Raw genomic sequence first — 24,878 nt, 5'->3', positions numbered from 1 at the left:
GATTCATGTTTCCTCCTCGAGGGGTCGTCCGGGCCGCGCCCGGCTCGCCGTCATATTAGGCATGGCTGCCCTAAGCAGTCCATGGCCCGTTCGGTCGCCGAAGGGATGGAACGTCCTCTGTGCGGCTCCCCCCGTTGGCCGATCGGCTCATTGCACGGCGCCGTTCCGCGTGGTGCGATGAGCGCGCGAGGTGATCGGCATGGACGTCTCGAAGGCTCCGCCTACTGTGCCCGACCGGATCCGCGACCGGCACCCCTTGAGCGACCACGACGGCGCAAGCGGTGCGCTCCTGGAACGCGCAGTCCTGGACGACGGCACGCGACTGGTCCTCAAGACCTTCGATCCCGTGCGCGACCTGACGATGCGGATCCCGCGCCGAACGGTGCCGTTGGAGGTGGAGTTGTGGCGCTCGGGTGTTCTGGATCGACTGCCGCCTCGCCTCGGCCATACGGTCGTGGGCGCGTGGCAAGAGCGAGGAAACTGGCTCCTGGCCATGCGCGATGTGACCCACACCGTGCTGTCCTACGAGAGCCAGGTGACCCGGGAGACCTGCGCGAGCATCCTGCGTGCCGCCGATGCGATGCACCAGGCCTTCCAAGGTGGCGCTCCCGCGGGTACGTGGTCGGCGGCGGATCGGATCGGCGTCTTCTCGCCCCGGGTCATGTCCGGGCTGGCCGACTCCGGAGAACCTCTGGCGGAATGGGTCATGGCGGGATGGTCGATGTTCGACTCGATCGCCCCGCCGGACGTGAGGGACCTCGTGGCACTGATGCACGAGCGGCCGCAGGTGCTCACCGACCCGTTGACGGAGATGGGCGGCCGGACGTTGCTGCACGGTGACTACTGGTTGCCTAACATCGCACTCGAGCCGTACCGGATAGTGGCGATCGATTGGGCCCTGGCAACGGCCGGTCCCCCCGCCATCGAGTTCGTGTCCTTCCTGGTTGGTTGCGCATCCCAGGTCGACGCGAGTCCGGACCTCCTGCTGGCCGACATCGACGACATGTGGGGCGAGCGCCATCCCCAGCAGTACCTGACCCTCGGGCTGCTCGGTGGCGTGGTGGAGATGGGCTGGAACCTCGCCTATCACGCCACCGAACACCCGGAACCGCAGTCGAGGGACGCATTCGAGTGGTGGGTGGAGGCAGCGCGTCGGTCCGCCGCCACCGGCCTGCTGCGTCTATGACGGCCTCGCGCCTCAGGGAGAAGCCCGCCGTTCGGCCCGGCGCAGTCCGGCAAGCACCAGCCCCGCCCCGATGAGCACCAATCCGGCAATGATCAGTGCTACACCAGCGTTGACCGCCTCTAGCGACCACAGCCCGACGAGCAACGCCGCGGCCAACCCGGCAGCGACCGCCCAGAGCAAATCACCACCGCGCGCGAACATCGACGTGCCGATCAGGATCAGCGCCAGCGCACTGACACGGCCGGCCCAGCGCAACGCGGTGTCGGGCTGGTTGTAGCCGAGTTCGGCCGTCATGAGCACGATCGTGCCGGGCAACCAGATGAGCAGACCCATCAGGCGCGTCAGCCATTCCGGCGGGAAGAACTTGTTGAACAGCAGGCTCGCCAAGGCGCCGAGCGCGACGATGGCCAGAGTCATCGCCGGGCTGTCGCCGAAGCCGAGTACAGCCATCAGGGAAAGTGCGGCGATGAACGCCAGCACGGCGGTTACGAGGGTGTTGATGAACCCTGGCACCCAGCGCCACACCACCAGGGAGATGAGCAATCCGGCACCTGAAGCGACGAGCAACCCCCATTCAGGGAGGTCACCGGTCTGCGGCGAGAAGAGAACGATCAGCGCTAGCACAGCCAGCACCGCGGAGACGCCGCCCATCGTCTGGGCCACACGCCCGCGAACGGGGTGCTCAATGATGTGGCCCACCGGGCGGATCACCAGCCTGGCGCCGACCAGCAGTGCGGCACTGGCCAGGGCCGGCAAGGCCGCGCGGATCACTTCGCTGAAGTCGGTCCACACCTGCGAGCCGATGACGATGAGCCCGATCGTGGCCAGACCGGCACCGGCGTACCCGGCCAGTTCGGCGAGCCGTTGCCGGATGTCGATCGGGTGGACGTGGAACTCGCGGCTGACGTCGGCCGCGACCTCGGGTGTGATCCGACCCTCTTCCACGAAGTGGTTCAGTGTGCGATCGAGACGGTCAAGCATGACAGCCACCCCTGCTTCAATGCTACGCCCGCGCCGGGCCGTAGAGCGGCCCCCGCGAACCACCTCCAGCCGTAGGCGGGAGAGACCCGGACACCCGGGAGACACCCAACCGCGTTGAAACGCTCCCCGCTGTCCGGAACTCTCCCGGGTGCAGCGGGAGCACCGGGCGGGGCCTCAGCGGCGGTAGGCGTCCAACTCCACGGCGGCCTGCGCGAGTTGCCTCCCCCCGGCCGGGAGACCCAACCAAACCCCGGGGCCCCTCCCCGCTCTCCCCTCCCCTCCCGGGCGGCTCCGCGCCTCCCACCCCGGGGCCCCCCCCTCGGCGACAGCGGCCGGGGCGGTACCCCCGCGGTGCGACCGCACCGTCAGGGCGGCGTCCACCGAGAGCGCCTCCCGCGCGTCGGCCAGCGCTGGATCCACAGCAGCGAGGTCCACCTCCCACAGCGCCACGCCCTCCGCGTCTGCCGCTTTGACCGCGCGGCCCGACACCTCGTGGGCCTGCCGGAAGGGCATCCCCCGGCGCACCAACCAGTCGGCCAGTTCGGTGGCCAGGGCGTGCCCGTCCGCGGTGGTGGCACTGGCGACGTCGGGCCGGAACTCAAGCGTCGCCACCGTGCCGGTCATCGCCGGCAGCACGAGCCGCAGGGTAGCCAGTGCGTCGAACACTGGCTCCTTGTCCTCCTGCAGGTCCCGGTTGTAGGCGAACGGCAGGCCCTTGAGCATCGTGAGAACCGAAACCAGGTCGCCGATGAGCCGGCCGGACTTGCCGCGGGCGAGTTCGGCGGAATCGGGGTTCTTCTTCTGGGGCATGATCGATGACCCGGTGGAGAACTCGTCGTGCAACTGCACCCAGCCGAACTCCGTGGTCGCCCACAGGCAGATCTCCTCGCCGAGGCGGGACAAGTGCACGCCGATCATGGCCGTCACGAACAGGAACTCCGCGACGAAGTCCCGGTCGGTGACCGCGTCGATCGAGTTCGCGAAGCTGCCCGCGAAGCCCAGATCGGCGGCGGTTGCCACTGGGTCCAGGCCCAGGCCGTTGCCGGCCAGCGCGCCCGCGCCCATCGGGGACACGTCGGTCCGCTCCCGCCAGTCGCGCAGCCGTGAGAGATCGCGCAGGAACGGTTGGACGTGCTTGCCGATCTCGTGCCCCAGTGTCACCGGCTGCGCATGCTGCAGGTGGGTGAAGCCCGGCGAGGGGTGCGCGTGGTGGCGCTGCGCCTGTTCCAGCAGGGCGTCGCACAGGGCAAGCAGTTCGGCGGACACACCATCAGCGGCGTCGAGCAGGAGCAGTCGCAAGTCCGTGGCCACCTGATCGTTGCGGCTGCGTCCGGCACGCAGGCGGCCGCCGACGTCCTTCCCCACGATCTCGATCAGCCGGCGCTCCAGTGCGCCATGGACGTCCTCATCCGACGGCCCCGGCAGGAACTCACCTGACGCCACTTCCGCAGCCAGGGTGTCCAGCCCTGCCGTCAGCGCCGCATGCGTGGCCTCGTCCAGGAGACCGGCGCGCAACAGAGCTGCGGCATGGGCCCGGCCCTGCTGGATGTCGTAGGGGGCGAGGACCCAGTCGAAATGCGTCGAACGGCTCAACTCGGCCATCGCCGCAGCCGGCGGTTCCCCGAACCGGCCGCCCCACAGACTGCCCTGCCCTGTCCGGCCCTCAGCCATCGATCCGGTTGTCCCGCGCGTGCGCCATGCGGCTGGGCAGTCCCCACAGCTCGATGAAGCCGTGGGCAAGTGACTGGTCGAAGGTGTCGCCCGAGTCGTAGGTGGCCAGGCCGTAGTCGTACAGGCTGGCATCGCTGCGCCGGCCGGTGACCGTCGCCTTGCCCGCGTGCATCACCATCCGGATCTCACCGCTGGCCGACGCGTTGACGTCGTCGATGACATTGTTCAGGACCTTGCGAAGCGGGCTGAACCAGAGGCCGTCGTAGACCAGCTCACCCCACCGCTGGCTCACCGTGCGGAAGTAGCGCAGCAACTCCCGCTCCACGGTGACGTGCAGGAGTTCGGAGTGCGCGGCGACCAGTGCCATCGCCCCCGGGCTCTCGTAGATCTCGCGGCTCTTGATACCGACCAGGCGGTCCTCCACCGTGTCGATCCGCCCCACGCCCTGCCCGCCGGCCCGCTGGTTCATGATCTCGATGGCCTGCAGCATGCTGACCTTCTCGCCGTCGATGGCAACCGGCACGCCCTTGTCGAACGTGATGACGACCTCGTCAGGCTCGCGGGGCGTCGCGGGGTTCTGGGTGTACGTGTACAACTCCTCCGTGGGCCCGTTCCAGATGTCCTCGAGGAATCCGGTCTCGACCGCGCGACCCCACACGTTCTGGTCGATCGAGTAGGGCGACTTCTTCGTGACGTCGATCGGCAAGCCCTCACGCTCGGCGAACTCGATCGCCTTGTCACGGGTCAGCGCCAAGTCACGGACCGGCGCGATGCAGGCCAGGTCCGGCGACAGCGCCCGGATACCCACCTCGAAGCGGACCTGGTCGTTGCCCTTGCCCGTGCAGCCGTGCGCCACGATGTTGGCCTTGTGCTTGTGCGCGGCGGCGACGAGGTGCTTGACGATCACCGGCCGCGACAGTGCTGAGACCAGCGGGTAGCGGTCCATGTAGAGCGCGTCGGCCTTGAGCGCGGGCAGGCAGTACTCATCGGCGAACTCGTCGCGGACGTCAACGACCTCGGCCTCCACGGCGCCACAGCCCAGCGCCCGCTGCCGGATGACCTCCATGTCCTCGCCGCCCTGCCCGACGTCGACCGCCAGGGCGATGACCTCGGCGCCGGTCTGCTCCTTGATCCAGCCGATGGCCACGGAGGTGTCCAAACCGCCGCTGAAGGCGAGTACCACTCTGTCTGACATTGTCGTTCTCCTATCGACGGTTCTTGATGAGCTGTTGGAGGCGCTCGGCCACGGTCTGGCCGGTGCTGGACTCGGCGACCACGAGCATGATCGTGTCGTCCCCGGCGATGGTGCCGATGACATCCTGCAGGTGGGAGTGGTCGAAGGCGCTGGCCAGATACTGCGCGGCGCCGGGCGGTGTGCGCAGGACCACCAGGTTCCCGCTGTAACGCACGGACACCATCGTGTCCTCGGCCACGCGGATGAGCCGAGCGTTGATGTCCTCGAGTTCGTCGGCCTGCAGCCGGTCCTCGCCGCCCTCGGCGGGCACGCCGTACAAGAGACGGCCGTCACCAGACACGGTCTTCACCGCGCCGATCTCGTCGAGGTCGCGCGACACCGTGGCCTGGGTGACCTCGATGCCGCGTTCACGCAGCATCTCAACCAGGTCGGACTGTGATGCGACCGCGCCGCCGCGGATGAGTTCCACGATGAGTTCGCGGCGGGCAGCGCGGGTGTTGAGCAGGCTCATGCGGACACCGCCGTGGCGATGATCTCGCAGGCCCGGTCCGCCTGCTCCTCGGTGAGGACGAGCGGTGGTGCCAGCCGGATCACGTGCTCCCCGATGGCGTTGACCAGCACCCCGTGGTCCCGGCAGGTCGCCTCCACCGCTTTCGCGTCCGGCTGGTCCAGAACGGCGGCCAGCAGCAGGCCTTCGCCGCGCACATTCACCACCCCGGGCACCGCCTCCAGGATCGAGCGGATCCGCGAGCCCAACGCGGTCACATGCGCCAGCAGCCCGTCGGACTCGATCGTGTCGAGCACCGCCAGCGCAGCCGCACATGCGATCGGGTTCCCCCCGAAAGTGGACCCATGGTGACCCGGCCGCAGCAGATCGGCGGTCTGCCCGAACGTCAGCAGTGCACCGATCGGCAGGCCACCGCCGAGGCCCTTGGCCAGGGTGAGCATGTCGGGTGCCACGCCGGCGGCTTGGTGGGCGAACCAGGCGCCGGTGCGCCCGATCCCGGTCTGCACCTCATCGACGATCAACAGCGGCTCCAGCGCAGCGAGTTCCGCGAGGTACCCCGCGGGTGCAGGCACGACGCCGGCCTCCCCCTGGATGGGCTCGATGATGATCGCCGCTGCGTCCGGCCCCGGCTCGGGCAGATCACCGAATGCGAAGTACTCCACACCCGCCACCAGCGGTTCGAACGGAGCGCGCTTGGGCGGCTGGCCTGTGAGCGTCAACGCCCCCATGGTCCGGCCGTGGAAGCTGCCCTCCGCGGCATGGACCACGTGCCGGCCGGTCAGCCGCGCGACCTTGAACGCCGCCTCATTGGCCTCCGCACCGGAATTGCAGAAGAAGACACGGCCCGGGCGCCCGGCCAGGGCGATGAGCCGCTCGGCCAGTTCCACTCCCCGCGGGTGGATCGCCAGGTTGCTGGTGTGACCGTAGGCCGCGACCTGCTGGCTCACCGCTTCGACGACCGCCGGGTGGGCGTGTCCGAGCGCGTTGACGGCGATGCCGGCCACCATGTCCAGGTACTGCTTGCCGTCGGCATCCCAAACCACGGCGCCCTCGCCGCGCACCACTGTGACGGCCGGGGTGCCGTAATTGTCCGACATCACCGACTGCCAGCGCTGCGTCAGGCTCATGGCTCGTTCACCACCATCGTGCCGATGCCGGTGTCGGTGAAGACCTCCACCAGTACGGAGTGCGGGATCCGGCCGTCGACGACGTGCGCCCGAGTGACGCCACCGTCCACGGCCTCCAAGCACGCCTCCATCTTCGGCAGCATCCCGGAATCCAGGCTGGGGAGCATCGCGCGCAACTCGTCCGGCCGCAGATAGGACACGAAGTCTTCACAAGCCGGCCAGTCGCGGTACAGACCGGCAACATCGGTCAGCACGACCAACTTCACCGCGCCCAGGGCGACCGCCAGCGCTGCAGCGGCCGAATCGGCGTTCACGTTGTAGACGCGGCCGTCGTCACTTCGGCTGATGGTCGACACCACCGGGATCAGATCGTCCTCCAGAAGGGTGTGGACGAACTCCGGCCGGACGTCGGTGATGTCCCCGACCAGGCCCAGTTCCTCGCTGCGCGGCACGGCGCTGAGAAGGTGGGCGTCCTCACCGCTCACGCCGACCGCGTACGGCCCGTGTTCGTTCAGCAGGTTCACCAACTCCCGCTGAACCTGCCCGACGAGCACCATCCGCACTATGTCCATGACCTCCGGGGTGGTCACCCGGCGGCCCCCCACGAACTGCGTCGGCACGTCCAGTCTGGCCAGCATGTTGGAGATCTGCGGACCGCCGCCGTGCACCACGACCGGTTTGATCCCTGCGAGTTTGAGGAACACGACATCCTCGGCAAAGGCCTTGCGCAGGTGCTCATCAGTCATGGCGTGGCCGCCGTACTTGATGACCACCGTCCGCCCGTGCCACCTCTTGAGCCACGGCAGGGCGCCGGCCAGGGTCGTCGCGATCTCGATGTCCTTCATGTCGAGTACGCCGAGTTCTCGTGGACGTAGTCGGTCGTGAGGTCCGTGGTGACGATGGTCGCCGTCGCATCGCCGGCATGCAGGTCGATGATGACCTCCACCTCACGTGCGGTCAGGTCCACGCCCTCGCGGGGCTCCCCCGGACCTGAGTCGCGGCACACCATCACGCCGTTGATGGACACGTCGATACGCAAGGGGTCGAACGCGGCGTCGGTGGTCCCGACCGCCGACAGCACCCTTCCCCAGTTCGGATCCTCGCCGAACATGGCGCATTTGAACAGTGCGCTGCGGGCCACTGCCCGGGCGGCCACCTCGGCATCCCGGTTGTCGGCGGCACCCACGACCCGCACGTCGATGAGTTTGGTGGCCCCCTCGGCGTCCGCAGGGAGCTGGCGCGCCAGGTCAGCACACACGTGGTGCAGGCCCTTCTCGAAGGCCTCGTCTGCGACCAGGCCACTGGCGCCGTTGGCCATGAGGATGACCGTGTCGTTGGTGGACATGCAGCCATCGGCGTCCACCCGGTCGAACGTCGTGGCGGTGCAGGCCCGGAGCATCCGGTCGAGGGTGTGGGCGTCGATCAACGCGTCGGTCGTGATCACCGACAGCATCGTGGCCATCCCGGGCGCGAGCATCCCCGCGCCCTTGGCCATGCCTCCGATCCGGTAGCCGGCCTCGAAGGTGCTCGTCTTCACAACGGTGTCGGTGGTCATGATCGCACGGGCGGCGTCCTCCCCGCCGGCGTCGTTCGCGACAACCAGCGCCTGGCGCAGTCCCGCCAGCAACCTGGGCATGTCGAGGCGTTCCCCGATGAGGCCGGTGGAGCAGACCGCCACATCAATCGGTCCGATGCCCAGTGCCTCGGCGGCCGCCTCGGCCGTGTGATGGGTGTCGGCGAAACCTTCGGGACCGGTGCAGGCATTCGCGCCGCCGGAGTTGAGAACGACTGCGCGCAGGATGCCGTCGGTCAGCACCTGCCTGGACCACAGCACCGGCGCGGCCTGCACGCGATTGCTGGTGAAGACTGCGGCTGCGTCCCAGCGCGGGCCGTCGTTGACCACCACGGCGACGTCCGGCGTGCCGGAAGCCTTCAGCCCCGCGACCACACCGGCTGCCCGGTACCCCTGCGCGAACGTCACACTCATGGCGCCACTCCGTTCACAGGAAGCCCAGTGCTCTCGGGCAGACCCAGCATCAGGTTGGCGTTCTGGATGGCCTGACCGGCCGCACCCTTGCCGAGGTTGTCGATGGCGCTGCAGACGATCACTCGGCCGGCGTGGGAGTCGACGGCCCACTGCAGGACGACGCTGTTCGAACCCAGCGTCATCTGGGTGGCCGGCCACTGCCCGTCCGGCAGGACACGCACGAAGGGCTCGTCGCCGTAGGCATCGTGCAGCGCCTTGCCGATCTGCTCGGAGCCCCCGGTCAGCGGTGCTGTGACGGTGGCCAGGATGCCGCGCGCCATCGGGGCGAGCATGGGCGTGAAACTGATGCGGGCGCCGTGGCCGAGCGTCTGCTCGATCTCCGGGGTGTGCTGGTGGACCCCGCCCACTTTGTACGGCCGCATCCCGGAAGTCACCTCGCTTGCCAGCAGCGGGACCGACGGCGACCGGCCGGCACCGCTGGTACCGCTTGCCGCGACGGCGACGATCTGGGTGGCGTCGACGAGTCCCGCCCGCACCAGCGGAGCCGCCGCCAGGGCGATGGCCGTCGCGTAGCACCCGGGATTGGCCACGTTCTTCGATGCGGCAATGAGTTCGCGCTGACCTGGTATCTCGGGCATGCCGTACGTCCAGGTCCCCGCGTGCTGGCCGCCGTAGTAGGTCTGCCAAGCGGTGGCGTCCCGCAGCCGGAAGTCCGCTCCCAGGTCGACCACCGGGGTGGACAGGAGGCCGGCGAACTGCGCGGACTGCGAATGCGGGAGGGCCATGAAGACGAAATCCACATCGACATCGGCGGGGTCGAATGCGGCGACGTGCAGGTCGGCCAGGCTGGCCACATGCGGGTGAAGGGCGCCGACCCTTTGTCCCGCCGAGGCATTGGCCCAGACCCGGGTAACCTCAAGGGCAGGATGCCCGGCCAGCAGGCGCAGCAACTCACCGCCGCCGTATCCGGACGCGCCCAGGACTCCCACCGAAACCACGGAACGACTCTATACGCATACACGCATAGACGTGGTGGTCACCCCCCGGAACCGCTGCGCCAAGATAAGGGTATGCGCCCCTTGGACCCGCTGCGCACCGTGGCCGACGCGGCTGAGATCGCGAAGGCCGGGACGTTCGGCGCGCTACGGTCCGGACTGGCGAGGCCGCGGAACCCCCTGGTCGCCACCCGCATGCTCACCGCCCTGCGCAAGTGGGGCACTACCGCCTCCCTGGGTTTCGCACTGGGAGCGGTGCGCGATCCCGAATCGGTGGCGATCGTCGACGTCGACGACCCCCAGCAGGAGGAGATCACGTACGCCGACGCCGAGTACCGGACCACGGTCCTGGCCAACTCCCTGCTGGACAGGGGGGCCCAACCAGGTACGACGGTGGGCCTACTGGGACGCAACTCGCGCAGCTACGCCGAGAGCATCGTTGCTGTGTCGCGCACCGGCGCCGATCTCATCTACCTGAACACCGGTGCCACCGCTGAGCAGGTGGCCGCGGTGTGCGCAGCGCACGACATCACGCTGATGATCCGTGACCGGGAGTTCGCCGGGGTGTGTCCGGACACGGTCCTCAGCCTGGGACTCGACGACCCCGCCGGCATCCCCCTGCTGGACTCCATGCCGTGGAGCGGGGACGTGGCCCCACCCAAGCAGGCGGGCAAACACGTGATCCTCACCAGCGGCACGACCGGCGGTCCCTTGCGAGGCGCGGCACGCACCACCGCGCCACTGGATTCCGTGGCTGCCCTGCTACACGCGTTCCCCACGCGCCTCGGTTCGGTGACGATGATCGCCGCGCCGATGTTCCACGCATGGGGCTGGATGCATCACCGCATGGCCACGGTCATGGACAACACCCAGATCCTGCTGCGGCACCCCGACCCCGAGCGGATCCTGGCCCTGGCGCAGGCCTATGAGGTGGAGACCATCATCACCGTCCCCGTCACCCTCAAGCGCATGGTGGAGTTGCCGGCAGAGACCAAGCGCAGGTACGACTTCACATCGGTGAAGTGCGTCGCGGTCTCCGGCTCGGCCATTCCCGGGGACCTGGCCACCCGCTTCATGGACGACTTCGGCGACGTGTTGTACAACCTCTACGGCACGACCGAGGCGGCCTACGCGACCATCGCCACCCCGGAGGACCTGCGCCAGGACCCCCACACCTCCGGGGCACCCATGCCCGGCGTGCGGGTCGAGGTGCTCGACCGCAAGGGCCGCTCCGTGCCCCGCGGGACCGACGGCCGAGTGTTCGTGCGCAGCCGCACCTCCATCGCCGAATTCGTCAGCGACGGCTCTCGCGGCACCGTGAAAGGCATGGTCGCGACCGGAGATATCGGCTGCATTGACGAGCATGGACGCCTGACCATCAAAGGGCGTGCCGACGACATCGTCGTCACGGGCGGCGAGAACGTTCATCCCACGGAGGTCGAGGAGGTGCTGCGGACCCACCCGGGACTGCTCGACGTCGCGGTCACCGGCCGCCCGGACCCGGTCTACGGTTCAGTGCTCGTCGCGCACGTCGTGGTCGCCGAGGACGGCCCCAGCGACGAGGAACTGCTCCAATGGGCGCGCAAGCGACTCGGCCCGCACCACCGTCCGCGCGAGGTACGTCGGGTCGAGGAGTTGCCCCGAAATGCAACGGGCAAGGTCTTGCGCCGGGTGCTGGCCGGCGAAGTGACCGTCGAGGAACTCGACGAGGAAGACCTGCTCTAGGGATCCGCACGGGCCCCGTGGCGCGCGGCGGCCACCAGGTTGGAGTTCGTGCACGAGGTGAGAGATCCCGCATGTGGGTTCTCTCACCTCGGGACTGTCTTCCATCCTCGCGGCTGGACACAGCGTGCGGCACCGTTGGGCATACCCACTCAGCCGCGCAGCACCGCACCCACTTCGGCCGCCGCCGCCAGGGCACCGTCGCGTACCGCTGCTATGTCCTCGTCGGTCAGTGTGCGGTCGTCGGCACGCATGCGCAGCGAGAACGCCAGCGACTTCTTGCCGTCCGGAACCTGCGGCCCGGAGTAGACATCGAACAGTCGGACCGCCTCGAGCAGTTCGCCTCCTCCGGCGCGCAGGGCTAGCAGCAGCGTCGCGGATGGCAACTGCTCATCGACGACCAGTGCGACATCCTCCTTCGCCACGGGGAATCCCGACACCCGCGGGGCCGCGGCCACCGGCTGTGCCGCCGCCAGGATCGCGGTCAGATCGATCTCCGCGGCACAACTTCGGGCCGGTAAACCGTAGGCCAGAACGACGTCTGGGTGCAGCTCGCCGGCATGACCGATGGCCTCGCCGCGGGCCACAAGGCGGGCGCAACGCCCCGGATGCCAGGGTGCCTCTCCGTCCTGCTCCACCGTCAGCTCCACGCCGACGCTGTGGGCCACCGAGACCGCCAGCCGGACCGCATCGGACCATTCCACCGGCCGGCCCGCACCCCACCAGCCGGGCTGCGACCACTCGCCGCACAGGACGGTCGCCAGGTGCTCAGGCTGCCGCGGTAACGCCGACAGCATGGCCTCCAGCACCTGTGCATCCGGGCGGGCGCCCGCCTCGGCGACGGGAGCGCTCACTTCGTCGACGTCGCGGAACACCTGTCCGTACTCGTAGACCAGCACTGTCTCCGCACCGCGACTGACGTTGCGCCGGGCCGCGGCCAGCAGGCCCGGTAGCAGCGTCGTGCGCATGAACGGCTGCTCGTCGCGGAGCGGGTTGGCCAGACGGACGCAGGTTCGGCGGGGGTCCTCGGTGGCCAGCCCGAGAGCATCGAGTTCGGCCATGCCCACGAACGGGTAACTGAGCACCTCGGTGAGGCCGAGTTCCGCAGGTCGCCGGCGCACCTGCCGCTGCAGGCGGTCGTGCTCGGAACGCCCCACCCCGGTGCCCATGGCGGGCCCCCGCGAGGGGATGGTGTCGTACCCGACGACGCGGGCCACTTCCTCCACCAGATCGATCGCGGCGGTGAGGTCGGGACGCCAACTGGGCGGCGTGACCGACTCACCGTCCACGCGGCACCCGATACCGGTGAGGATCGACCGCACCCGGTCCGCGGGGATTTCGACGCCCACGATCCGGCTCGGCAGATCGATCGGAAGCGCAATGGCCGGGATCGTCTCCCGCTGATCCACGTCCACCAGGCCACCGACCGTCGCGCCGCTCAACTCCGCGAAAAGTTGCGCCGCGCGGTTGGACGCCGCGCGCGCCAGATCGCTGTCGATGCCGCGCTCGAAACGCCGGGACGCCTCCGAGGAAAGCTTGTGCCGCCGGGACATTCCGGCCACCAGCGCCGACTGGAAGTGGGCGGCTTCAAGGACGACGTTGGTGCTCTCGTCGTCGATCTCGGTCGTCAGACCACCCATCACACCGGCCAGGCCCACGGCTCCGGAATCGTCGGCGATGACCACGTCGGCGGCGTCGAGGCGGCGCTGGACGTGGTCCAGCGTCTCGAGTTCCTCACCGTTGGCCGGCCGGCGCACCTGGATCGGCCCCGCGAGTTTGTCCGCATCGAATGCGTGCAGCGGCTGGCCCAGTTCCAGCATCACGTAGTTGGTGATGTCCACGGCCAGACTCACCGGCCGCATCCCGCACTGGTTGAGCCGGCGGACCATGTAGGCCGGGCTCGGGGCGTGCGGATCGACCCCGGACACCACCCGGGCGGTGAACCGGTCGGCACCGTACTGCAGGTCCACTGGGTGCTGCCGGCCCTCGGCGGGCAGGTCGGGCACCAGTGAGACGGGGTCGGTGAAGTCCGCTCCGTAGGCGAGCGCCGCCTCCCGGGCGATCCCCCGGATGCTCAGGCAGTACCCGCGATCCGGTGTCACCGCGATGTCCAGCACGGCGTCGTCGAGGCCGAGGACCGGGCGGGCGTCGGCACCCACCTCCCCCTCGGTGAGCACCAGGATCCCGTCGTACTCGTCGTTGATCCCGAGTTCTCGCCCCGAGGCAAGCATGCCGTCGCTCACGTGGCCATAGGTCTTGCGGGCAGTGATCTCGAAACCGCCCGGCAGCACGGATCCGGGCAGAGCCGCGACGACAAGGTCACCCTCGGCGAAGTTCGTGGCGCCGCAGATGATCCCGCGGGTGTGGTCACCGAGGTCAACCTGGCAGTACCGGATGGGCTTCTTGTACTCCTTCAATTCCTCGATCTGCAGGATCCGTCCGACCACCAGCGGCCCGGTCACGGTGACCTCGTCGACGGACTCGACCTCCAGGCCGATCCCGATCAACTTGTCGGCGACCTCCCGTGCCGTCACGCCGGCGGGCAGGGCGGCGTACTCCTTGATCCAACTCAGCGGAGCGCGCATCAGCTGTCCATTCCGAAGGCCGCGGTGAAGCGGACGTCCCCCTCGACGAGATCACGCATGTCCGTGATCCCGTGCCGGAACATCAGCGTGCGCTCGATGCCCATCCCGAAGGCGAAACCGGTGTATTCGTCGGGGTCGATGCCGCAGGACTGCAACACGCGGGGATTGACCATCCCGCACCCCCCCATTCGATCCAGCCCTCCGACGAGCAGGTGCGGCACGGACGATCCGGGTTGCCCACACTCTGGCCCCGGCAGGCGAAACACTCAAGGTCCACCTCAGCGCTGGGCTCGGTGAAGGGGAAGTAGCTGGGCCGCAGCCTGGTGACGATCCCTTCGCCGAACATGGAGGCGGCGAACCAGTCCAGGGTCGACTTCAGGTCGACCATGCTCAGGCCCTTGTCCACGGCCAGCCCCTCCACCTGGTGGAACACCGGGGTGTGGGTGGCGTCGAGTTCATCGGTGCGATAGACCCGGCCCGGGCAGACCACGTAAACCGGCGGTTGCTGGTTGAGCATCGTGCGGATCTGCAGTGGCGAGGTGTGTGTCCGCAGCACTGCTCCGCTGTCCGCGGCACCGACGAAGAAGGTGTCCTGCATGGTGCGAGCGGGGTGGTCTCGATCGATGTTCAGGGCGTCGAAGTTGAACCACTCCGATTCCAACTCCGGGCCCTCGACCACGCCGTAGCCGATCGACACGAATGCGTCGGCGATGTGTTCGCTGATCGTGTGGATGGGGTGACGGGCGCCGACCGGCTCGCGGTCGTTGACCATCGTCACGTCGACTCGCTCGCTGGTCAGGATCCGCTCCCGTTCGGCCAGCTTGAGCGAGGCCTCCCGGGCCTTGAGCGCCTGCGTCACTTGCCCGCGGGCGGCACCGACGGCCTTGCCCGCCTCGGCCTTGGCACTCGGAGGCAGCGCGCCGATCTCGCGGTTGGCCAGGGCCAGTGGCGAGCGATCACCGGTGTGCTCGATCCGGACCTGCTTGAGCGCGGCGAGGTCTTCGGTGGCAGTGATCGCGGTCAGCGCCGCGTCGACGTGGGCCTGCAGCGATGCTGGTTGCAGCGCGGCCGGCGTCACCGGGTCGAAGTTCTTGTTGGGTGCGGACACCCCACGATTCTATTGGGCCGCCTCAACGGACTTTCGCCGGTGCAGGATGGTTTCATGCACGCGGACACGGTGGAAGTCGGCAACGACGTCTTCCTGATGGACACGCGGATGGGCGGCTACGAGTCGATCACCTCGTCGTACCTGATCCGCGGTTCGCGGCCCTGCCTGGTGGAAACGGGCACTGCCCGGTCGGCGCCCATCGTCATGGAGCAGTTGCAGAGGCTGGGCATCGGTGCGGACGATCTGGCCACGATCGTGGTGACCCACATCCACCTCGACCACGCCGGTGGGGTCGGCGATCTCGCGCAAGCGTTCCCGCGGGCGCAGATCGTGGTGCAGGAGCGCGGTGCCCGGCACCTGGCGGATCCCGAACGCCTGGTCTCCAGCGCCCGGCGCGTATTCGGCCCGGCTATGGACCGGCTGTTCGGCGACCTGCTGCCCACGCCCGCGTCCCGGATCGTGTCCATCGCCGAGCGCGGAGTCGTGGATCTGGGCGACGGCCGGTCGCTGGCCGCATTCCACAACCCGGGGCACGCGTCCCACCACATCGGCCTGGTCGACTCGGCCACCGGGGATCTCTACACCGGCGACGCCGCCGGCGTCTACGTCCCCGAGACCGCCGACGTCCGGCCGGCGACCCCTCCCCCGGACTTCGACCTGGACCTGACATTGAGTTCCCTGGCCGCGATGCGCGACGTCCGCCCGACCCGGCTGCTGTTCAGCCACTTCGGCCCGGTCACCGACATCGACGAGACCCTGGACGCCTCCGTGGACGAGTTGCACGCATGGGTGGACGCGGTGCGGCTCGCCCGGGAGGTCACTGCCGACATGGACCACGCCGTCGCCATGGTGCGCGAGAAGGACCGAGCGCGCCATGCCGCCCTGTACGACAACGCTGAAGTGCTGGCCAAGCAGGAGGAGTTGGCGGGCACCCAGGCCAACGTGGCCGGGATCATGCGCTGGCTGGATCTGCAGGAGAAGGTGTAGGGAGCGCGAGTTGGATGGGGCTCGTGCAGTTGGGTGGGGCTCGTGCAGCGACGAACGTCAACCAACGCAAAGGGGGAAGGCCCAATTACCGCTGCGCCAGGGCGCTCGCGTACAGACACACGGCCGCAGCCGACGCCAGGTTCAGCGACTCGGCCGCCCCGAAGATCGGGATTGAGACCGTGGGCAACCCGAGATCGGGCAGACCGTGGGCCTCATTGCCGAACACCCAGGCGGTGGGCAAGCCCAGATCCACCTCGCGCAGATCCCGCTCCCCGGCACCCGAGGTGGCGAGTACCTGCAGTCCGGCCATCGGCACGTCGGACAGCGCACAGGACGTGAAGGGGATGTGGAACAGGGAGCCGGCGGTGCTGCGCACGCACTTCCCGTTGTACGGGTCGACGGAGTCACCGGTGAAGTAGACGGCATCGGCGCCAGCAGCATCGGCTGTGCGCAGGATCGTGCCGGCGTTGCCCGGGTCGCGCACCTCGTGCAGCACCACGATCAACTGCGGATCGTCCGGCGGCGCGAAAGGCAGGAATCGGCACACCGCGGCCACGCCCTGCGGGTGGACGGTTTCGGTCATGGCGAGAAGAACCGGCTCGGGAACCTCGGTGACCTTCACACCGTCGACTGCGAGCGCATGCCCCGCCACGACGAAGACCTCGTCCACGCACTCCGGTTGATGCCGCACGGCCTCCAGAACGCCCTGCGGGCCCTCGACGAGGAACCTGCCGACCTGCTCGCGGAACCTCCGGTTGGCCAGACGCCGAACGGCCCCGACCCGGTCGGACTTGACCGAGGTGGGGCCGTTCGAAGTCATGTCAGGCTGCGGAGGGCAGAGCCGCCTTGGCAGTCTCCACCAGCGCCGCGAAGGTCTTCTCGTCGTTCACCGCGAGTTCGGCGAGCATGCGACGGTCGACCTCGACGCCCGCCAGGCGCAGTCCCTGGATGAACCGGTTGTAGGTCATCCCGTTCGCGCGGGCCGCGGCGTTGATCCGCTGGATCCACAGGCGACGGAAGTCGCCCTTGCGGTCCTTGCGGTGGTCGTAGGCGTACACCCCGGAGTGGAGCAGTTGCTCCTTGGCTTTGCGGTACAGCCGGGAGCGCTGCCCACGGTAGCCACTGGCCTTCTCAAGCGTGGTGCGACGCTTCTTCTGCGCGTTGACCGCGCGCTTCACACGTGCCATCTGTCAGTCCTCCTCAGCGCTCGCCCAGAAGGCGCTTGGCGATCTTGGTGTCACCCGGGCTCAGCACCTGGTCACGGCGCAGGCGGCGCTTGCGGCGCGAACTCTTCTGCTCGTACATGTGCTGGTTGTTCGCCTGCTCCCGCATGATCTTGCCCTTACCCGTCTTACGCATGCGCTTCTTGGCGCCGCTGTGGGTCTTCATCTTCGGCATGTCTCTCCTAATGTCCTCAGGCCTGCTCGCCCTTGCCGGTCTTCTTCCGGTGCGGTGCGAGGACCATGATCATGTTGCGGCCGTCCTGCTTCGGCGACGCTTCCACGAATCCCAACGATTCAACGTCCTGCGCCAAGCGGCTCAGGAGACGGAACCCCAGCTCCGGACGGGACTGCTCCCGGCCCCGGAACATGATGGTCACCTTGACCTTGTCGCCCTGACCGAGGAAACGCTCTACGTGACCCTTCTTGGTCTCATAGTCGTGCTTGTCGATCTTCGGGCGGAGTTTCATCTCCTTGATGACCGTGTGTGCCTGGTTCTTGCGCGATTCGCGCGCCTTGAGCGCCGCCTCGTACTTGAACTTGCCGTAGTCCATCAGCTTGCACACCGGCGGCTTGGCCATCGGGGCCACTTCCACCAGGTCCAGGTCGGACTCCGCTGCCAGTCGCAGCGCGTCCTCCACTCTGACGATGCCGACCTGCTCACCGTTGGGTCCGACCAAACGGACCTCCGGGACCCGGATACGGTCGTTGACGCGTGGTTCTTCGCTGATGAGGCGCCTCCTTCGTTGCGGTTGGCAAACGGAAGGCGCGCCTGATGTGATCAGGCACCCGTAGGACCACCGGACGTCGAATCCGGGAGGTGGGAACGCCAGGTTCCGCTTGCACAGGTGTCGAGGTTTCGACTCACACAGCGTAGCAGGCAGTCACCCGACGAGGTCCGCCAGCCAACCGGCAGCGACCCGGCCCAGCGCCGACCAGTCCGGCTGGCCATCCTCGGCGAACGCCTTCAGCAGCTCGATCACGGAGTGCTCCCCCGGCGGCGGCTGCGCCAGATCGGCGAGCGTGGGATCGGCCTGCTGGCACATGGCCATCAGATAAGCCAGCGATTGCGGATAGGGCGCGCCGCGTTTGTCGACCTCGGCATCGATGTCGATGAGGACACTGAGGGCGGCGCGGGTGGTGGCCGGCAATCTGGGGTTGCCTCGCAGCACCTCGTCCACCATCGCCCGCCAAGGGGTTGAGTTCACACCCCCATCTTCGACCCCACCGGGCAACACGCGCGACGGCGCCCGCGTGCGGGGCAGACTGGGAGGCGGAGGCCACCATGAGAACGGCTATCACCGGCACCCTCGCAGTACTGGGCATCCTCACCGCAGCCCCGGCCATGGGTGCGGACCTGAAGCCCACCCTGAGCATCGCCAAGAGCACCGCCCCGGTCGGCGCGGACGTGCCCTACACGATCACCGTCACACCCGCAGCCAAGGCCAAAGGCACGCGGGTCCGCATCCAGGTGAAGGGCATCGCGGCCTGGCGTGGCATCGACTCGTTCCGGCTCGGGCCCTCCGGGCGCGTCGAGGACGACATTGAGGGCTACCAACCGGGTGTGGGCAGGTACCGGGCGCTGGTCGTGGCCAAGACGGGCAGGGTCCTGGCGAAGTCGTCGGTGGTCAGCGTGGTGTGGACGCCGCGGGAGCCCTAGCCCGCAGTCAACGCCACCAGGTGGTCCACGGTGCGGTTGATCCGTGCCAGGTAGGGCAGATCGAAGGCCGCGCCGAAGATCAGTTGCATGCCGATCCGGTCAACCGACTGGACCCGGAACTCCGCGGCCGCGGCCTGGGCGTAGAGGTCCGGATCCACAGACAGACCGTTGTCGGCCAGTGCCTGCCAATGCACCGCCAGCAGGTGCAGCACCTCCTCGGGCGGGGTGTGCGCGTCGAGGGTGAAGGTGAGCAACTCCGCCACGTCACGCTGCGGGGTGTTCACCCTGGCCAGTTCCCAGTCGAGCACCACCACCTCACCGGAGTCCCGGAAGCCGACGTTGCGCTGGTTGAAGTCGTTGTGGACCAGGCACCCCGGCATGGCGTCCTTGGCCGGGTGCCACTGCTCGATCGTGTCGATGGTGGCCGACCGCGCCGCCAGCACCTCGGGGGTGATGAGGTCGGGGGAACGCGCCGCGGCGTCCTGTAGCAACGCCGCCCACAGGGGGGCGTCCACCACAGCGGTCGACGTGCTGGGTCGGCGCACGGTCCAGGGGAAGTCCCGGCCCGCGGTCGCTGCGTGGAAGCCCGCGGCGGCCTGCAGGGCCCGTTCTATGCGTTCGGTCGGCCAGCGCTCGATCGCACCGCTGGCATCCAGCCCGGAGATCTGCCCCAGGTCCTCGAGGACGAGCGCGGTCTGCCCCTCAGCGTCGAATGAACCCAGCAACGCCGGCCGCACATCGGCACACGCGCTGAGTGCGTACACCGCGGGTTCGCGTTCCCCGGTGTGGCTCGTCTCGGCGGCGGCCGGGAAGCTGTCGTAGGGCGCGGGCAGAGCGATCCCCTGCTCGGAGATGATCCACGGGATCAAGGTTTGCCCGATGCCCCGCGGCGGATTCACCTTGACGATGACGCTGCGATCCGCCACCCGCGCGCGGACGACACCGAACACCTCGTCGGGGTCGTCGCCGTACTTGACCGTGAGCCACGGCTGACCCTTGTCGTCGGGCACCCGCACGTCGGGCTCCGCGCCGAACAGTCCAAGCAGCCCCTCCACCACACGGTCAGCGAGCACTCCCGCAGCGTAGACGACGAAGCGTTGGCCGGCAGCCGCAGCGCACTTGCTCAGCCGTGCCCACGGCACCCCGGGACCCCCATGACATCCTGAACGCCATGGACCCCGCAGCCGCAGAGCGCGACATCGCCGACGTCCCCGCCGTCGAAGTGGTCTCCACCGTGGCGGTCCACCTCATGACCGCCGCCGCGGTCAAGTGCGGACTCGGCGAGGACCCGGACGAACTCGATCTGGACGAGGCCCGCACCCTGATCGAGGCACTGGCCGGACTGGTGACCGCTGCGGCCCCTTACGTCGGCACGTTCCACGCCCGGCCCCTGCGCGACGGGCTGAAGTCGCTGCAGTTGGCCTTCCGGGAGGCGTCACTCGTCCCGGACGCCCCAGGACAGGGTCCCGGCGAGAAACTCACCGGTCCAGTCGCACCTCCAGCGAACTGACCCGGGCCTGGACCGCCGGTGTGCGGCTGAGCACGTCGGCCAGTCCCTGCACCTTCGGCATGTCGGCAGTGTCCAGCACCAGAGCGACTCCGTCGACGGTTGCCGGGTCCGGCTCGAAGTGACCCGCCAGACCGCTATTGGCAAGAGCAGCGTCCAACAGGGCCAGCACCTCGGGCTCCTCGAGCGGGTGTCGCCAGGGCCCCCCGGCAGCGAGAGCCCACAGGCCGGTACCGCTCAACGCGTACCGCGTGGGTCCGGCGATATCGATGAGCAACGCATCGCACTCCTCCTGCAAGGCGGCTTGTGCGGCCTCCACTCCCGCGACGGGAATGGGCCGGGCATCGGGCCGCCACAGCGCGACCGAATCGACCCCGGTGAAACAGACCAGCGCTTTGTGCCCCTGCGGATCGGTGATGGTCACGGTTGCCATGTGGCTGTGCTTGTCGGCCCCGTCGGCGTCCTTCTCGTCGAGGTTCGCCACCACCGGGATCAGCAGGCGCCCGGCCACGAGCCGGTCGACGAGTTCGCGCTGCGCAGCGTAGGTCTCCGGGTCGCCGAGCAACTCCCGCAGGCGGACGTCGGCTAGCCCGGTGTCCCCCTGGAAGCGGGTCACCAGCACGTCGGCACCCTCGAAGTCCGTCATCGGTCCAGGGCCCCGGCCACCACGTCCGCCACTGCAGCCGCGACATCATCACCCTCGCCGACGACGAGGTCGACGACGTCGGCGTCGAGCAGCGCCAAGGCCCCCACGCCTTGCGCCCGGGCCATGTCCGCGGCCTTGTCGGGGGTGCGATGACTGATCACCGATGCCCCCTCCGGCGGCAGGGGCGACACCCACCCGTGCTCCATGCAGATGATGAATCCAGCGGGCACCAACGCCAGGGCGGCCCCGCCGCAGCCCTGGCCCATGATGCAGGACACGCTGGGAACCCGCAGGCCGGCCATCGCCTCCAACGTGCGGGCGATCTCTCCGGCCATCGCGGACTCCTCGGCCGCCGCGGACAGTTCGCCGCCGGGGGTGTCAACCAACGTCACCACCGGCAATCCCCACCGGTCCGCCAGCGCCAGTCCGCGCTGGGCCACCCGTAGATCCTGCGGGCTGACCTGCTGGCGCGTCTGCGCGACCACCAGGACCCGGCGGCCCCGCAACCGGCCCAGGCTCACCTGCACACCGCTTCCCGCCTCGCCGCGACCAGTGCCCCGCAGATCCGTGCGGTCGGTGAGCAGATCCAGCACGGCCAACGGGCCCGGGCGGTCCGGCCGCCGCGTTCGGGTGATGGCTGTCCAGGCATCGACGGGCTTCGGCTCGGCCGCGGGTGACACCGGTTCGGGGCGATCGGCGCCCTCGGTGACCGCGAGGATGCGCGCAGCCCATTCCCGCACCTGCGCCAGCGGGACGACCTCGTCGATGACGCCGACGCGGGCGAGGTTCTCAGCGTTCTGCACCGGCGGGAACGCCCGGTCGTACAGCGCCTCGTACACCCGCGGACCCAGGAAGCCGAGCAGCGCCCCCGGTTCCGCAGCCGTGATGTCGGCGTAGGAGCCCCACGTGGCCATGACCCCACCGGTCGTCGGGTTGCGCAACCAGCCGATCCGGACCGCGCCGGTGGCCCGATGCTGCTGGGCGGCCCAGGCGATGTCGGTCATGCGGAAGAAGGCGGCGGTACCCTCCTGCATCCGGGTGCCGCCGGACGTTGGCAGGGTGACCACAGGCAGCGACTCGGCTGTCGCGGCCTGGTAGCCGGCAACCACCCGATCCGCCGCGGACTGACCGACCGAACCGGCGAGGAAGCCGAAGTCGCCCCCGATCACGACCACCCGGTGCCCGTCGATGGTGGCGAACATGACCTGCACCGCTTCGTCGGTGCCGCTGCGGTCCGCGGCGCGCTCCAGGCTGGCGGCATACTCCCCCTGCACCGGCCGCAGTGGCACGGGTAGAGGTTCGGCGGAACCTGGGTCGAGCAGCGCCGCCAGGGTCTCGGTCAGGGAGGTCATAGGCGGCACGCGTGGATGTCGGTGACGAGGATGGCTCGACCGCCGAGTTCGAACAACTCGTCCATCACCTGATGGACCGTCGCCCGCTCGACCATGGCCCGCACCGCCACCCAGCCCGATTCCTTCAGCGGCGAGACGGTGGGCGATTCCAGCCCCGGTGTGATCGCAGCCGCTGCCTCCACCAGTCGCTCCTCGATGTCGTACTCGACCATGACGTAAGCCCGGGCGACGATCACTCCCTGCATCCGTCGGACGAACGTCTCCTGGGCCGCGTTGCTGTCCTTGTGCGCCGGTCGCACGAGCAGCGCCTGGCTGCTCAACAGGGGTTCCCCGAGCACCACCAGCCCTGCCTGCCGCAACGTGTTCCCGGTGTCGACGTCGTCTGCCACCGCATCGGCGACGCCGAGACCCACGGCGTTCTCCACCGCGCCGTCGAGCTTGACCACCGTGGCCTCTGTGCCCGACCGCTCGAGCCAGTCGCGTAGCAGCCCCGGGTAGGACGTGGCGATGCGTGTGCCGGCAATCGTCGTGGTTCCGGCCGGCGCCGCCAGCCGGAAGGTCGAGTGACCGAAACCGAGCTCGATGACCTCGGCGACGGGGGCACCGGAATCGACGAGCATGTCACGTCCGGTGATCCCGAGGTCCAGCGTGCCCTTACCAACGTAGGTGGCGATGTCTTTCGGCCGCAGGAAGAAGAAGTCGACGTCGTTGTCTGGGTCGTGCACCATGAGTTCCCGCGCGCCGGCAGAGCGCAGGTAGCCGGCCTCGCGCAGCATCTGGCGGGCCGGCTCGCTGAGCTGGCCCTTGTTGGGGATGGCGACCTTGATCGTCACAGGTACCGCCCGACCTGTTCACGGGTGACACCGAGCGCAAGCATCATGGCCTGCACGTGGTAGATCACCTGGCTCAACTCCTCCGCGGCACGCTCGGCGGATTCGTGTTCGGCAGCCATCCACGCCTCTGCCGCCTCCTCGACGAGCTTCTTGCCCACCTCGTGGACACCGGACTGCACGAGACGCACGGTTCCGGATGCGGGGTCGTTCATGGCGACCTTCCGGGACAGTTCGTCCCAGAGGTCATCGAAGGATTTCACGTCTTTCAGGGTAGTCAGGGTGAGAGGCGGGCTCCGCAGGGCGGTTGCACGACCGGCAAAGCGGTGGCCGGGCTTGGCGGATCACCAGCCAAGCCCGGCCGTTTCGCGCCGGGACCTACCGCTTGACGCTGTAGATCCGCTTGTTCCCGGTGGAGGCCCAGGCCAGCGTCATCCCGTCGTAGGACACCGCCGGGCTGAAGCCGGTCGACGAGTGCTTGACGGTCGACTGCCACTTGCCGCCCTTCCAGATGACTGTGCGCAGCGCAGAGCCCTTGGATTCGTTGGACGTCCACGCCAGGGTCTTGTCCGTGAGCGTGATCGTCGGGTAGTAGCCGACCGAGCCAAGCACCTTGGGCTTGACCCACTTGGTGCCGTTGTAGCGGCTGACCAGCATCTGGCCGTCGGTGTTGCCCCACGCCATGTTCACACCGTTCGGGGACATCGCCGCGGAGTACGTCTCGTCCACGGTGACGTTCGACGCCGGCGCCCACGTGGTCCCGGTGCGCGTCGAAGTCAGGATCCCGTCGGAATCGCCGCGCACCCACATGACCCGCGTGCCGTTCGCGGACAGCTTCAGGATGCGCAGGTCGGGATCGCTGCCGTACTGCTTGAGCAAGCTGGGCGCCGACCAAGAACCGTCGTCATTGCGCGTGATCGACTTGAGGGCATACGTCTCGTCCACCCACGCGATCGTCGAGCCGTCCTTGGAGTAGGCGAGCTCGTTGTTGATGCCGTACAGCGCGTCAGGGTTGGCCTGACCGATCTGTGTGGGCGCCGGCCATGTGCCGTCGGCGTTCTGGGAGACGTAGTAGACCTTCCCGGGCGGCGACGGATAGGCGTCCGGGCCACGCTCGATGTAGACCAGGGACGTGCCGTTGCCGGACATCACGCCGTTCCCGAGGTTCGTCCCGGACACGATGCTCACCGCCGTCAGCCACGTGTTCGACGTGTCGCGGACCGCCATGAGGTAGCCGGTGGTACCCGACTCGATGAGCGCCCGGTTGCCGTTGCTGCTCAGCTGGACGTTGGTGCTCTCCGTGGTGCCGGGGATGGCAGCCGACGGTGTCCAGCCCTTCTTCGCGCTCTTGTACCACGCGGTGCGGACCGGTCCCGACGAGTACCAACTGGTCTTGTTCGTCCGGATCCAGGCGGCCACCCGGCCGCCGTCGGACACGGTCAGTGCCCGTCCGAACTTGGAACTCACTTCTTGCGGGCTGCCCCATGTGGATCCCGCCTGTGCCGGTGCGCCGACCAGCACTGCCGCGGACATTCCGACGACGCCGACTGCCGCGACCATGCGTTTGGTTGTCATGACCAATCCTCCCTTTCACCGGGTGGTCACCGGCGT

Annotated in this window: 25 protein-coding genes and 1 pseudogene; 5 read left to right on the top strand and 21 right to left on the bottom strand. The window is 68.8% G+C overall.

Annotated features, from left to right (window positions below; genetic code table 11):
• Nucleotides 1–199: 199 nt before the first annotated feature.
• Nucleotides 200–1,186, top strand: a complete 987-nt coding sequence (locus IPG68_01565; protein MBK6762036.1) for a phosphotransferase — start codon at nucleotides 200–202, stop codon at nucleotides 1,184–1,186.
• A 12-nt stretch (nucleotides 1,187–1,198) separates the two neighbouring features.
• Here the strand turns inward: IPG68_01565 and IPG68_01560 are convergent, their stop codons facing one another.
• The 8 genes from IPG68_01560 to IPG68_01525 all read right to left on the bottom strand — a co-directional run bounded on the left by IPG68_01560 (nucleotide 1,199) and on the right by IPG68_01525 (nucleotide 9,653).
• Entirely contained in the window at nucleotides 1,199–2,167 is a 969-nt protein-coding gene (locus IPG68_01560) for a DUF2157 domain-containing protein (protein MBK6762035.1), read from the bottom strand.
• 174 nt (nucleotides 2,168–2,341) lie between these two features.
• Entirely contained in the window at nucleotides 2,342–3,838 is a 1,497-nt protein-coding gene (argH, locus tag IPG68_01555) for an argininosuccinate lyase (GenBank protein MBK6762034.1), read from the bottom strand.
• Nucleotides 3,831–5,033 carry an argininosuccinate synthase gene (locus tag IPG68_01550; protein ID MBK6762033.1) on the bottom strand — a complete coding sequence of 401 codons (1,203 nt, stop codon included), beginning with the start codon at nucleotides 5,031–5,033 and terminating at the stop codon, nucleotides 3,831–3,833. Before IPG68_01550 ends, argH begins: the two co-directional genes overlap by 8 nt.
• A gap of 10 nt (nucleotides 5,034–5,043) precedes the next feature.
• A complete protein-coding gene (gene argR, locus IPG68_01545) occupies nucleotides 5,044–5,544 on the bottom strand; it encodes an arginine repressor (protein MBK6762032.1) in 501 nt (166 codons plus the stop codon).
• Complete coding sequence (locus IPG68_01540; GenBank protein MBK6762031.1) at nucleotides 5,541–6,668, bottom strand: acetylornithine transaminase; 1,128 nt, start codon at nucleotides 6,666–6,668, stop codon at nucleotides 5,541–5,543. Before IPG68_01540 ends, argR begins: the two co-directional genes overlap by 4 nt.
• Nucleotides 6,665–7,513: an acetylglutamate kinase gene (argB, locus tag IPG68_01535; protein MBK6762030.1), complete on the bottom strand. Its 849-nt coding sequence runs from the start codon at nucleotides 7,511–7,513 to the stop codon at nucleotides 6,665–6,667. The genes IPG68_01540 and argB overlap by 4 nt, the downstream gene beginning before the upstream one ends.
• Nucleotides 7,510–8,655 (bottom strand): bifunctional glutamate N-acetyltransferase/amino-acid acetyltransferase ArgJ, encoded by a 1,146-nt coding sequence (gene argJ, locus IPG68_01530; GenBank protein ID MBK6762029.1) that lies wholly within the window; start codon nucleotides 8,653–8,655, stop codon nucleotides 7,510–7,512. The genes argB and argJ overlap by 4 nt, the downstream gene beginning before the upstream one ends.
• Nucleotides 8,652–9,653 carry an N-acetyl-gamma-glutamyl-phosphate reductase gene (locus IPG68_01525; protein ID MBK6762028.1) on the bottom strand — a complete coding sequence of 334 codons (1,002 nt, stop codon included), beginning with the start codon at nucleotides 9,651–9,653 and terminating at the stop codon, nucleotides 8,652–8,654. Before IPG68_01525 ends, argJ begins: the two co-directional genes overlap by 4 nt.
• A gap of 72 nt (nucleotides 9,654–9,725) precedes the next feature.
• Here IPG68_01525 and IPG68_01520 point away from each other — a divergent pair, with 72 nt between their 5' ends.
• Entirely contained in the window at nucleotides 9,726–11,375 is a 1,650-nt protein-coding gene (locus tag IPG68_01520; protein MBK6762027.1) for an AMP-binding protein, read from the top strand.
• 149 nt (nucleotides 11,376–11,524) lie between these two features.
• On the opposite strand, the gene IPG68_01515 is transcribed toward IPG68_01520, so the two are convergent.
• Together IPG68_01515 and pheS are read right to left on the bottom strand one after the other, a co-directional pair.
• The gene (locus IPG68_01515; protein MBK6762026.1) at nucleotides 11,525–13,957 is read right to left on the bottom strand and encodes a phenylalanine--tRNA ligase subunit beta; all 2,433 of its coding nucleotides are present in this window, start codon (nucleotides 13,955–13,957) and stop codon (nucleotides 11,525–11,527) included.
• A pseudogene (gene pheS / locus IPG68_01510) lies at nucleotides 13,957–15,065 on the bottom strand (phenylalanine--tRNA ligase subunit alpha). The gene IPG68_01515 and the pseudogene pheS overlap by 1 nt, the downstream one beginning before the upstream one ends.
• A 54-nt stretch (nucleotides 15,066–15,119) precedes the next feature.
• Between pheS and IPG68_01505 the strand changes: the two are divergent.
• Nucleotides 15,120–16,052: an MBL fold metallo-hydrolase gene (locus IPG68_01505; GenBank protein ID MBK6762025.1), complete on the top strand. Its 933-nt coding sequence runs from the start codon at nucleotides 15,120–15,122 to the stop codon at nucleotides 16,050–16,052.
• An 85-nt stretch (nucleotides 16,053–16,137) separates the two neighbouring features.
• Here IPG68_01505 and IPG68_01500 read toward each other — a convergent pair whose 3' ends face one another.
• The 5 genes from IPG68_01500 to IPG68_01480 form a co-directional block, all read right to left on the bottom strand.
• Nucleotides 16,138–16,872: an RNA methyltransferase gene (locus IPG68_01500; protein ID MBK6762024.1), complete on the bottom strand. Its 735-nt coding sequence runs from the start codon at nucleotides 16,870–16,872 to the stop codon at nucleotides 16,138–16,140.
• 1 nt (nucleotide 16,873) lies between these two features.
• Nucleotides 16,874–17,239 carry a 50S ribosomal protein L20 gene (gene rplT / locus IPG68_01495; GenBank protein MBK6762023.1) on the bottom strand — a complete coding sequence of 122 codons (366 nt, stop codon included), beginning with the start codon at nucleotides 17,237–17,239 and terminating at the stop codon, nucleotides 16,874–16,876.
• A 13-nt stretch (nucleotides 17,240–17,252) separates the two neighbouring features.
• Nucleotides 17,253–17,450, bottom strand: coding sequence for a 50S ribosomal protein L35 (gene rpmI / locus IPG68_01490; GenBank protein MBK6762022.1), 198 nt, complete (start codon nucleotides 17,448–17,450; stop codon nucleotides 17,253–17,255).
• 16 nt (nucleotides 17,451–17,466) lie between these two features.
• On the bottom strand, nucleotides 17,467–18,054 hold the full coding sequence (locus IPG68_01485; GenBank protein ID MBK6762021.1) for a translation initiation factor IF-3: 588 nt from the start codon (nucleotides 18,052–18,054) through the stop codon (nucleotides 17,467–17,469).
• Between the two features lie 102 nt (nucleotides 18,055–18,156).
• Nucleotides 18,157–18,480: a hypothetical protein gene (locus IPG68_01480; protein ID MBK6762020.1), complete on the bottom strand. Its 324-nt coding sequence runs from the start codon at nucleotides 18,478–18,480 to the stop codon at nucleotides 18,157–18,159.
• Between the two features lie 77 nt (nucleotides 18,481–18,557).
• On the opposite strand from IPG68_01480, the gene IPG68_01475 reads away from it, so the two are divergent.
• Nucleotides 18,558–18,932 (top strand): hypothetical protein, encoded by a 375-nt coding sequence (locus IPG68_01475; GenBank protein MBK6762019.1) that lies wholly within the window; start codon nucleotides 18,558–18,560, stop codon nucleotides 18,930–18,932.
• Here IPG68_01475 and IPG68_01470 read toward each other — a convergent pair.
• The gene (locus tag IPG68_01470; GenBank protein ID MBK6762018.1) at nucleotides 18,929–20,005 is read right to left on the bottom strand and encodes a phosphotransferase; all 1,077 of its coding nucleotides are present in this window, start codon (nucleotides 20,003–20,005) and stop codon (nucleotides 18,929–18,931) included. The two genes, IPG68_01475 and IPG68_01470, sit on opposite strands and share 4 nt — an antisense overlap.
• A 98-nt stretch (nucleotides 20,006–20,103) precedes the next feature.
• Here IPG68_01470 and IPG68_01465 point away from each other — a divergent pair, with 98 nt between their 5' ends.
• A complete protein-coding gene (locus IPG68_01465) occupies nucleotides 20,104–20,442 on the top strand; it encodes a DUF1844 domain-containing protein (protein ID MBK6762017.1) in 339 nt (112 codons plus the stop codon).
• Here IPG68_01465 and IPG68_01460 read toward each other — a convergent pair.
• The 5 genes from IPG68_01460 to IPG68_01440 all read right to left on the bottom strand — a co-directional run bounded on the left by IPG68_01460 (nucleotide 20,411) and on the right by IPG68_01440 (nucleotide 24,842).
• Entirely contained in the window at nucleotides 20,411–21,085 is a 675-nt protein-coding gene (locus IPG68_01460; protein ID MBK6762016.1) for an SseB family protein, read from the bottom strand. The genes IPG68_01465 and IPG68_01460 overlap by 32 nt on opposite strands.
• Nucleotides 21,082–22,437, bottom strand: coding sequence for an acetyl-CoA carboxyl transferase (locus IPG68_01455; GenBank protein ID MBK6762015.1), 1,356 nt, complete (start codon nucleotides 22,435–22,437; stop codon nucleotides 21,082–21,084). The genes IPG68_01460 and IPG68_01455 overlap by 4 nt, the downstream gene beginning before the upstream one ends.
• Complete coding sequence (locus tag IPG68_01450) at nucleotides 22,434–23,270, bottom strand: ATP phosphoribosyltransferase (GenBank protein MBK6762014.1); 837 nt, start codon at nucleotides 23,268–23,270, stop codon at nucleotides 22,434–22,436. The genes IPG68_01455 and IPG68_01450 overlap by 4 nt, the downstream gene beginning before the upstream one ends.
• The gene (locus tag IPG68_01445; protein MBK6762013.1) at nucleotides 23,267–23,530 is read right to left on the bottom strand and encodes a phosphoribosyl-ATP diphosphatase; all 264 of its coding nucleotides are present in this window, start codon (nucleotides 23,528–23,530) and stop codon (nucleotides 23,267–23,269) included. Before IPG68_01445 ends, IPG68_01450 begins: the two co-directional genes overlap by 4 nt.
• 115 nt (nucleotides 23,531–23,645) lie before the next feature.
• Entirely contained in the window at nucleotides 23,646–24,842 is a 1,197-nt protein-coding gene (locus tag IPG68_01440) for a hypothetical protein (GenBank protein MBK6762012.1), read from the bottom strand.
• Nucleotides 24,843–24,878: the final 36 nt, after the last annotated feature.

Source organism: Micrococcales bacterium (assembly GCA_016703125.1).
GTDB lineage: Bacteria > Actinomycetota > Actinomycetes > S36-B12 > UBA10799 > JADKAV01.
This window is presented reverse-complemented; position numbering and strand designations above follow the sequence as displayed.